The organism is Paenibacillus sp. 1001270B_150601_E10 (assembly GCF_015558675.1).
Classification (GTDB): Bacteria; Bacillota; Bacilli; order Paenibacillales; family Paenibacillaceae; genus Paenibacillus_B.
The window spans coordinates 343,262-352,798 of record NZ_JADMOL010000003.1 but is presented as its reverse complement, the minus strand read 5'-3'; the positions used below and the strand labels follow the sequence as shown (position 1 = coordinate 352,798).

At 49.8% G+C, this 9,537-nt stretch carries 7 protein-coding genes and 2 pseudogenes; 7 read left to right on the top strand and 2 right to left on the bottom strand.

The window, feature by feature from the left end; genetic code table 11:
- The 3 genes and pseudogenes from I2H74_RS10165 to I2H74_RS10155 all read left to right on the top strand — a co-directional run.
- Positions 1-933, top strand: a 933-nt coding sequence (locus I2H74_RS10165; RefSeq protein ID WP_195573842.1) for a DUF3472 domain-containing protein, incomplete at its 5' end; no start/stop codon positions are given.
- A gap of 110 nt (positions 934-1,043) precedes the next feature.
- A pseudogene (locus I2H74_RS25275) lies at positions 1,044-1,196 on the top strand (RICIN domain-containing protein); the annotation flags it as partial.
- A 370-nt stretch (positions 1,197-1,566) separates the two neighbouring features.
- Positions 1,567-2,346, top strand: coding sequence for an alpha/beta hydrolase (locus tag I2H74_RS10155; RefSeq protein WP_195573841.1), 780 nt, complete (start codon positions 1,567-1,569; stop codon positions 2,344-2,346).
- A gap of 78 nt (positions 2,347-2,424) precedes the next feature.
- On the opposite strand, the gene I2H74_RS10150 is transcribed toward I2H74_RS10155, so the two are convergent.
- Positions 2,425-3,480, bottom strand: coding sequence for a LacI family DNA-binding transcriptional regulator (locus I2H74_RS10150; RefSeq protein WP_195574062.1), 1,056 nt, complete (start codon positions 3,478-3,480; stop codon positions 2,425-2,427).
- Positions 3,481-3,861: 381 nt separating this feature from the next.
- On the opposite strand from I2H74_RS10150, the gene I2H74_RS10145 reads away from it, so the two are divergent.
- The 3 genes from I2H74_RS10145 (at position 3,862) to I2H74_RS10135 (ending at position 7,918) form a co-directional block, all read left to right on the top strand.
- Positions 3,862-5,652, top strand: coding sequence for an L-fucose isomerase (locus tag I2H74_RS10145; RefSeq protein WP_195573840.1), 1,791 nt, complete (start codon positions 3,862-3,864; stop codon positions 5,650-5,652).
- Between the two features lie 72 nt (positions 5,653-5,724).
- Positions 5,725-6,384 carry a class II aldolase/adducin family protein gene (locus tag I2H74_RS10140; protein ID WP_195573839.1) on the top strand — a complete coding sequence of 220 codons (660 nt, stop codon included), beginning with the start codon at positions 5,725-5,727 and terminating at the stop codon, positions 6,382-6,384.
- A 28-nt stretch (positions 6,385-6,412) separates the two neighbouring features.
- Positions 6,413-7,918: a rhamnulokinase gene (locus tag I2H74_RS10135; RefSeq protein ID WP_195573838.1), complete on the top strand. Its 1,506-nt coding sequence runs from the start codon at positions 6,413-6,415 to the stop codon at positions 7,916-7,918.
- A 199-nt stretch (positions 7,919-8,117) separates the two neighbouring features.
- On the opposite strand, the gene I2H74_RS10130 is transcribed toward I2H74_RS10135, so the two are convergent.
- A complete protein-coding gene (locus I2H74_RS10130) occupies positions 8,118-8,852 on the bottom strand; it encodes a polymer-forming cytoskeletal protein (protein WP_195573837.1) in 735 nt (244 codons plus the stop codon).
- 378 nt (positions 8,853-9,230) lie between these two features.
- On the opposite strand from I2H74_RS10130, the pseudogene I2H74_RS24585 reads away from it, so the two are divergent.
- Positions 9,231-9,537: pseudogene (locus I2H74_RS24585) on the top strand (VOC family protein); the annotation flags it as partial.

Here is a 9,537-nt window from a genome sequence, read left to right as displayed (position 1 = left end):
TGGAATCAAGGGGCAGAAGGGGGAGGATACGCTGGATTCCAGCAGGATGCAGAGACAGCAGCAGCGGCTCGTCGGGCTCACTTTGCAATTTGGGACCCGATCCATTCGACGCTGCCAATCGAATCCCAATATGCGATCCCTGGTGCAACGGTATCGAGCTTTGGAGGGGAAGGAACGGGGATGAAGGTCATGACCCCTTATAATTGGGAGCTGGACCAATGGTATCGCATGGTCGTTCGCACATGGGATCAGGATTGCACGGGCACCTGCTTTGGACAATGGGTGAAGGATATCGGGAATAACGAGTGGAAGCTCATTGCGGTGCTTGATCATCCCGTTAAGGGGATTAAGCTGCATGGTGGTCTTGGCTTATTCCAAGAGGACTGGTGGGACTCCTCTGAGAACGTCAGAGGTGCCCGTGTCAAAAATGGCTACAATCGTAAGGTAGACGGCAGCTGGAACTCATGGGCCACGCAGCGATTCTCATCCAACCACACACTTGGCACATGGGATGGCGGCGCGACGAACGATTACTTTTGGTTCAAGTCCGGCGGGGCTACCGTGCCTAGCATCACCAGTGGAACCTTAAAGACCATAGCACAGCCAAGCACACCTGTGCTCGATCCAATCGAGTTTGCAAGCAGTCAAGCAGCATATGACAATGGGCAGGTTCAAGTCAGCTGGAAGATGAAAGCCTCCAGTTCTCCTCAGCTCGCTTACCAGATTCAACTTTATGACCAACCACAACTTACAGGCGCACCTATTGCTCAGGTGAGCGAGACAAAGCCACAAGCCGACTCCAGAGCTTTTCCAGCTACGCTTGCGGCAGGAACCACCTATTATGCCAAATTGACCATCACCGATATCTTTGACCGCATCCAATCGATGGTAATCCCCTTCCTCGTGGGTGGAAGCTCCAATCCCACCTTGTGAATATAAATAGCAATATGGCTATCGAAACTAGCGATGGTTCGATAAGGTATGGAGCGGCTGTTGTTCAAAATATATATTCTGGAGCGAATCATTAACTCTGGGCCTTAGAGCCGAGCGGCTCAGGCCATTATACAATCAGCAATGCGAACAGCGGGAAAGCACTAAGCGTTAAGGAGGCCTCTGCTGCGGATGGGGCTGTGCTGGAACAGGCAGCCCTAACGAATGGCGCTGAGCAGCAGTGGTCTATCGTGAAGGTCCAATAGGGCTCAAGGGGATTCAATGCATGATGATTCATCCTGAATGTACACAGGACCAAGAGCCCTAATAAAGGGCTCTTTTCTTTAACTTGTTAGATTGCAGCAGCTCATGCGATCAGCATTCGCAAACTCCTTTTGCTAACGCTGGTTACCTTCTATATCCCCTCTGTATAGACGAAATAGACGAAATAGACGAAGGTAATCGTCCAATCCAGATAAATTCGGGTATACCTATGTATTTTTGTAGCAGCGGCCAGTACAAAAACCTTGCTGAGACAAGCAGGATAACTCTTTTTAGAAAGGGAAGTATTCTAGATGATAGGATTCGAACCACTATACAAACCACTTATCGACGATTAGAAGGAGAGGATCATAAATGGCTCTCATCACATGTAATTTCTATTCTGAGGCGCTTGGCATCAATACGGAAATCACCGCCATTATACCCCAAGCAACAAGCACGCAATATGGCCTTGAAGGCAAAGCGGGCAGCGACCGCCACCCGACGCTTTTCCTGCTTCACGGATTATCCGACGATCATACCATTTGGCTGCGCAGAACCTCCATTGAACGCTACGCTGCAGCGCTGGGACTTGCGGTCATTATGCCGAATGTTCACCGCAGCTTCTATACTGACATGGAGTACGGACTGAACTACTGGACGTTCTTGTCTAAGGAACTCCCGCGCATCGTAAGAAGCTTCTTCCCGCTGTCTGATAAGCGCGAGGATAACTTTGTGGCAGGCCTGTCCATGGGCGGCTACGGTGCTTTCAAATGGGCGCTGACCTGCCCAGATCAATTTGCCGCAGCTGCAAGCTTGTCCGGGGCGCTCAACATCAAGAACGAAGAGATCATGGCAAGAAACCCACGGGATATGAAATTGATTTTTGGCGAAGGCAGCTTGGCAGGCTCGAAGCATGATCTGCTGCATCTGCTTGACGAAGTGGACAGCAAGACGGGTCCGAAGCCGATGCTGTATCAATGCTGCGGCACAGAAGATTTCCTCTATCAGGACAATCTTGTATTCCGAGATCATGCTGAGCGCAGCTCCTTGTCGTTGACCTATCAAGAAGGTCCGGGCAGTCATTCTTGGGATTACTGGGACGCAAGAATTCAAGACGTCTTGGCGTGGCTTCCGCTTCAGAATCGGAAGTGAAATGAAGAGGCTGCTTCCTTGCTTAATTGATGGGGATGCAGCCTTTTGTATGCGGGATAACAGGATGAAGGCCGTTTGTTAAAGGCTTTGCTCTTCCTTTACAGGTGCTACGGAATCGCGAATGATGAGCTCGGCAGGGAGCACGACCTTGCGCCATGGCTGAGCCTCGTGATCTTTATTTTGAATGCGTTCGATAAGGGTTTGCATGCCCATGTAGCCGAATTGATAAGCCTGCTGCGCTGCAACTGTCATGAATGGCGCAATCTCCGAATACAGGCCGAAGTCGTCGAAGCAAACGACAGAGATCTGCTCAGGCACCGAGATGCCTTTCTTGCGAAGCATGCGAATGATCTCAATCGCAATGACGTTATTACCAGCAACAATAGCAGTTGGGCGCGGATCAAGCTGATCGAACCATGCTTCAAGAGAAGGCAATACCTGCACATCGTTGGCTGATACTTGCTGATGAAGCTTGTAGCTCGTCTCGAATACATAGTTCTCTGGCATTTCAAGTCCATGCAGCAGCAAGGCTTCTTGGTAGCCTTGAAGACGCAGGCGCGCACTAGACGCTGTAGATAGACCGTTGACCATTGCAATGCTGCGATGTCCGTTCTCAATTAGGTGATCGACTAAGGCGCGAGCGCCTCCCTTGCTGTCCCCAAGCACGACATCGCACTCCATTCCTGGGACCTCACGGTCGATGAGGACGAACGGCACCTTATGTCTGCGAAGCTGCTCTAGATGAGGGAGCGAAGCATCACCAGTAGGCGCTACAAGCAATCCGTCTACACGTGTAGAGAGGATCGTGTGGATATAGTCATTTTCCTTTTGCAGATTCTCATCGCTGTTGCCGAAGAGCAGACGGTAGCCGCTTCGATTGGCTGCATCCTCCGCACCGCGGGATAATGTCGTGTAGAACGGGTTTGTAATATCTGTGATGAGAAGAAATAAAATTTTGGTCTGCTGCAGCACAAGGCTTCTTGCCATTTGGTTCGGAACATAGTTCATTTCTTCCATGATCTTTCGTACCTTGGCTTCGGTCTTTTTGCTGATTTTTCCGGTGTTATTGATAACTCTTGATACGGTCATGGCGGACACGTTTGCCTTTTTAGCAATGTCGTATATCGTAACCATAGCGCGGTAGCTCCTTCTATACATGATATAAGTACAAGAGTAGGATGGAAGCCGCACATGTACGATCCACCCCAAATTAAAGCGGTATAATCTCAACAAAACGAAGTCTATTCTAGCAGCAGCGAGCGTATAAAAATAGAGGGAAAATGGCACTTATTGGTACATTGTCCGCTCTATCCTTATGGATGGCTACTCCGTAATTGTAAGAATGGAAACCATTCTATGATTCTCTTATTTTACCCAAGAAAAGATTTGACAGCAAGAGAGGAGATTGGTACGATGAAGTTATCGGTAACATCTTTTCACATTTTCTCTTTTTTTATACCTTGAATAAAGCGCTTTAATTGTAATTATCTAACATTCCTAAATGGAGGTATCGTCATGACTTTGGAACAATCCCGCTGGAAAGGCGAATTCCCTAAGATCGGTATTCGTCCAACAATCGATGGTCGCCGCAAAGGTGTACGTGAATCATTGGAAGCTCAAACAATGGGTATGGCAACAGCGGTTGCCGAGCTTTTATCTTCCACTCTTCGTTATCCGAATGGGGAGCCGGTAGAGTGCGTCATCGCGGACTCGACGATCGGCGGTGTAGCTGAGTCAGCTGCGTGCGCAGAAAAATTTGCGCGTGCTGGTGTAGGCGTTTCCATTACCGTAACGCCTTGCTGGTGCTATGGTTCTGAGACGATGGATATGGACCCGTCCATTCCGAAAGCGGTATGGGGCTTCAATGGCACAGAGCGTCCAGGGGCTGTGTATTTGGCTGCGGTACTTGCTGCACATGCTCAAAAGGGATTGCCTGCATTCGGTATTTATGGTGAGGATGTTCAGGATGCAACGGACACATCCATTCCTGAAGACGTGAAGGCGAAGCTGATTGCATTTGCCAAAGCAGGTCTAGCGGTTGCGTACATGAAGGGCAAATCGTACTTGTCTATGGGTTCTGTATCTATGGGTATTGCGGGTTCCATCGTTAACGATAACTTCCTGCAAGAATACCTTGGAATGAGAACGGAATATATTGATATGAGCGAATTCGTTCGTCGTATGGACGAAGGCATCTATGACCCGAAAGAGTTCGAGAAGGCTCTTGCATGGGTGAAGGAGAACTGCAAGGAAGGCGTAGACAACAATCCGGTTGACATCCAGCAGTCGCGTGAAGTGAAGGATCAGAACTGGGAGACCGTTGTTAAAATGGCGATGATCGCTCGCGACCTGATGGTAGGCAATCCGCGTCTTGGCGAGCTCGGCTTTGGTGAAGAAGCACAAGGTCATAATGCGGTTGTGTCCGGCTTCCAAGGCCAGCGTCAATGGACAGACCACTTCCCGAACGGCGACTTCATGGAAGCGATGCTGAATTCCTCTTTCGACTGGAATGGCATTCGCGCGCCTTATATGGTCGCAACAGAAAATGACTTCCTGAACGGTATCGTGATGCTGTTTGGCAACCTGCTTACGAATACAGCTCAAATCTTTGCTGACGTTCGTACGTACTGGAGCCCAGACTCTGTAAAGCGTGTAACAGGCTACCAGCTTGACGGCTATGCGAAGGACGGCATGCTTCACTTGATCAACTCCGGTTCCGCTACGCTTGATGGAACAGGCGAACAGTCTAAGGATGGAGAGCCTGTGATGAAGCCGTACTGGGAGATCAGCGAAGAAGAGGCGAAGAAGTGCCTAGATGTTACTTCCTGGCGCCCAGCTTCTGTAGAGTACTTCCGCGGCGGCGGCTACTCTTCCAACTTCTTGACTCGCGGCGGCATGCCAATGACGATGGCTCGCTTGAACCTTGTAAAAGGCATTGGTCCTGTCCTTCAAATCGCAGAGGGCTATTCTGTCGATCTGCCGGATGATGTGCATCAAACGCTAAACGATCGCACAGACCCAACATGGCCTACGACTTGGTTCGCTCCAATTCTGACTGGCGAAGGTGCCTTTACATCGGTATACGAAGTAATGAACAACTGGGGCGCGAACCATGGCGCAATCAGCTACGGCCATATTGGTGCTGATCTGATTACACTTGCTTCGATGCTTCGCATTCCAGTCAACATGCACAACGTGGCGAAGGAGCGTGTCTTCCGTCCGAAGGCATGGAGCTTATTCGGTACAGAGAATCTGGAAGGCGTAGACTACCGCGCATGCCAGAACTTCGGACCATTGTATAAATAAGAGGATCATGTGGCCGCTTGTGCAGGAGAAACAAGCGGCCATCTCCCATTTTTCATATACGGAGGATGTCAAATGAAATCAATGGCTATTCGCAAAGAGCTCTGCAAATACGCAGACAAAATCGTAAAGAACCGCCTTGTAGTTGGACCTGGCGGCAACATTAGCGCTCGCTTTGAAGGCAAGATGTATTTGTCCCCAAGCGGCTTTGCCTTAGACGAAATCGAGCCTGAGCAATGGGTAGAGGTGGATATTGAGACAGGTGAGGTAACGGACAACGGTCTTCGCCCATCTTCTGAAGTCCTCATGCACTTGTACGCGTATCAAGCAAACGATGAGATTCAAGCCATCGTGCATACGCATCCGCCTAACTGCATTGCTTTTACGCTCTTGGATGAGGATCTCCCGATCATGTTCCCAGACCAAGCGGCGCTTGTTGGCAGAACGGCTCGCATTCCTTATGTTATGCCTACAGATGAAAAGCTTGCGAATGCGCTTCTTCCTAAGGTAAACGAAGCAAGTTCGATCCTGCTTATGAACCATGGCCTGGTAACGACAGGACGCAACCTTCGTGAAGCGTACTATCGCACGGAAGTGGTCGAAGAGAGTGCAAAGATTTATATTATTGCACGTTCGATCAAAGAGCCTAAGATTCTGACAGAAGAAGAGTTCCAAGAAATTGCGAACCTTGAGAGCGAGAAGTATCGCATTAAGCTGCTTCAGGAGCAGCAATAATCCTTTTTGAATGTTAGGATGTGAATCGATGAACGTCATCTCGACGGTACTCGCCTTTGACCTTGGAGCAAGCAGCGGCAGAGCGCTGATTGGCCAGCTCCTCGAAGACCAAGGCACACGCAGGCTGCGTGTAGAAGAAATTCATCGCTTCCCGAATCAAGCGATTCAGGTCGGCAAGCATCTTCATTGGGATACCTTAAGGCTGTTTCAGGAGATGAAGGAAGGCATTCGCAAGGCTTTCCAGGCGGGATATCGCCCAGAGACGCTCGGGATTGATACCTGGGGCGTCGACTTCGGTCTGCTTGATGAAAATGGGGAGCTGATCGGCAACCCCTATCATTACCGGGATTCGCATACGGAGGGCCTAATTGAGGAGTTAAATGAGCGCTTTGGCGCGGACCGCCTCTATGAAGAGGGCGGACTCCAATTCATGCCGTTTAATACCCTTTATCAATTAACCGCGATGCGAAAAGCGGCTTCACCGAAGCTAGACATCGCCAAGACTCTGCTGCTTACGCCCGATCTGCTCGCTTATTTCTTGACGGGTGAGAAGGTGTGTGAGTTTACGATGGCAACGACGACCCAGTTGTACCATCCGCCCAAACAGGAGTGGAATACAGAGCTGATGGATGCGCTCGGCATACCATCCCATTTGTTCCTTGATCCGATTCATCCGGGAACAAGAGTAGGGACGCTTACAGAGGATATCCAAAAGGAGCTTGATGTACCATCCATGGACGTCATCGCCGTAGGGACGCATGATACGGAATCCGCGATCGCGGCGGTGCCGGCAAAATCGGACTCCTTTGCCTATCTGGTATGCGGCACATGGTCGCTGCTCGGTACGGAACAGCTGTTGCCGATTGTCAATCGCGAGGCGATGGAGCTGTCCTTCTCCAATGAAGGCGGAGTCGGCAATCGCTATCAGCTGCTGAAAAATATTATGGGACTGTGGATTGTGCAGGAATGCAAGCGCGAATGGGATGCGCAAGGCAAGGAATACTCCTTCGCTGAGCTTGCCAGCCTAGCAGGACAATCCACGGGTCTAAGAAGCATCATCAATCCTGATGATGCGCGGTTCTTTGCTCCGGGCGATATGCCGAAGAAGGTACAGGCTTTCTGCCGTGAAACCGGGCAGCCTGTGCCTGCCAACGAGGGCGAGATTATCCGCACGGTGCTCGACAGCTTGGCGCTGTGCTATCGCCATGAACTGACGCGGACGGAGAAGCTGACAGGCCAGACATTCGAGGGCCTCCATATGGTTGGCGGCGGCATACAGAATGAGCTCTTGTGCCAGTTGACGGCAAGCGCTCTGCAGCGCCCGGTATGGACAGGGCCTATCGAAGGCAGTGCCATTGGCAATATGACGGTTCAATGGATGGCACAAGGCCACTGCAAGAACCTTGAGGAAGCACGGCAGCTTGTCGCGGATTCGTTCCCGATTCATACGCTGCTGCCAGAGGAAGGGGAGCAAGCGCACTGGGATAAGGCGTATGCGAGCTTCTGCGAGCTTCTGCACGCTCAGACGGTGTAAACTCCTTACGGTATAGGGGATTCCCTTTCGACTGAGGGGATCCGCCGGATTGAGAGCAGTTGAAGATGCAAGTAAGCCGACACCTATGATGAGAGCAGCGTCTAGGAAGGGGGTTATCTCCACCTAGAGCTTTATCTCGCAAAGGTGTCGGCTTTTCTCTTTTTCATATCGAATTTAGGCTGACTGCTAGAACCTGTCTTTACACCTGAACACATTCGTGGACAATCGAAGTAGGGTCAATGTAGATATCCGTGCTGTATTCCACGCGTCTGATCTGACAGCCTGGTCCAATCATCACCTTCTGACCTCTCACCAATGAAGCGTTTGTATGCTCCAGCTTGATGGATTCGCCTTCGATAAGTGCTGCTTCTAGTATGGGCTCCTGTCCAAACGTTTTGAACATAGCGCCAAGCAGGGAATGTTTTTTGAAGTTCCCGAGCACCACCTCGATCTTCTGTGCTCTCATCTCGCGAGCTTCGCATTTGCCGTTTAAGTTGACATGAACAAGGCCTGCAGACAGCTGATTGCGAACGCGGAAGGAGCCTTTTGTATGGAATTGCTCGGTGCGGAGGTCATGATCTACTGACAGACGACCTCGAACATCAATGGTTCTGAACTCACATTGACTGGATACGGATACGCTTCCCTCTACCTCTAGACGCTCTCCAATCAGCTCGCCATCTATGGTAGCTCTGCCGCATACTTTTGTTTGCTGTCCATGCACATGGCTGCCGAAGGAGGCCATCCCGTTTACATCGATCGACTTTGCGGTAACGATGCCTTTTAGCTTCCCGGTGCCGTTGCAGCTTAAGCGCTCGCATTGAATATCGCCGTTTACAAAGGCAACGCCGTCAATCCGGACCTTATCGTAGATTCCGCCTTCAAAAGTACCTATTCCCGCAACATTCATATCGTTATACATGCTTTTAGTCATCCCGCATTCTCCTCTTCTTTTCCGGTATGAAGTGTTTCCTATCAAAACTAGAAGTGTATGATCATAAATAAACCGTTAGACGTTCATTTCTAGTAAGTTTTTCTTTATGAAATGGTTATGTTCACATTGTATACCTGCGGCAGCCATTGATCATTCGACTGAAGAGGGATTTATTTCTCAGTCTTAAGGCGGATTATTGTAAAAATCAGCAAACAGCAGCGTGCTTCGCCTTTTCATCATGAGAAATTACTCGAAATGGAGATACTCGAGTTGACAATAAAATAAGGGCATGATATTATTATCTCGAATTCAAGATAATTAAATGACGAGTAAACAAACATCCTAACATAGAAACAACGAGTCGAGGAGGCAATCACCATGAGCATGCACACAACAGGCATTCATCATATTACTGCGATAGCAAAGGACCCTCAGCAAAATATTGATTTTTATTCCGGGGTCCTTGGGTTGAGATTAGTTAAGAAGACGGTGAATTTCGATGCACCGGAGGTTTATCACTTTTATTTTGGGAATGAAGAGGGAAGTCCCGGCACGATCATGACCTTCTTCCCGTGGCCAGATGCGGTTCCCGGTCGAATTGGAGGCGGGCAGGTTGGCTATACGACCTTCGTTGTGCCGGAAGGCTCTTTATCCTTTTGGGAAGAACGCTTATCGAAATTCCAGA

Bases quoted from the DNA above. Each gene is read 5' to 3' on its own strand.
- I2H74_RS10155 (WP_195573841.1), top strand. From the start codon at position 1,567: ATGGCTCTCATCACATGTAATTTCTATTCTGAGGCGCTTGGCATCAAT.
- I2H74_RS10150 (WP_195574062.1), bottom strand. From the start codon at position 3,480: ATGGTTACGATATACGACATTGCTAAAAAGGCAAACGTGTCCGCCATG.
- I2H74_RS10145 (WP_195573840.1), top strand. From the start codon at position 3,862: ATGACTTTGGAACAATCCCGCTGGAAAGGCGAATTCCCTAAGATCGGT.
- I2H74_RS10140 (WP_195573839.1), top strand. From the start codon at position 5,725: ATGAAATCAATGGCTATTCGCAAAGAGCTCTGCAAATACGCAGACAAA.
- I2H74_RS10135 (WP_195573838.1), top strand. From the start codon at position 6,413: ATGAACGTCATCTCGACGGTACTCGCCTTTGACCTTGGAGCAAGCAGC.
- I2H74_RS10130 (WP_195573837.1), bottom strand. From the start codon at position 8,852: ATGACTAAAAGCATGTATAACGATATGAATGTTGCGGGAATAGGTACT.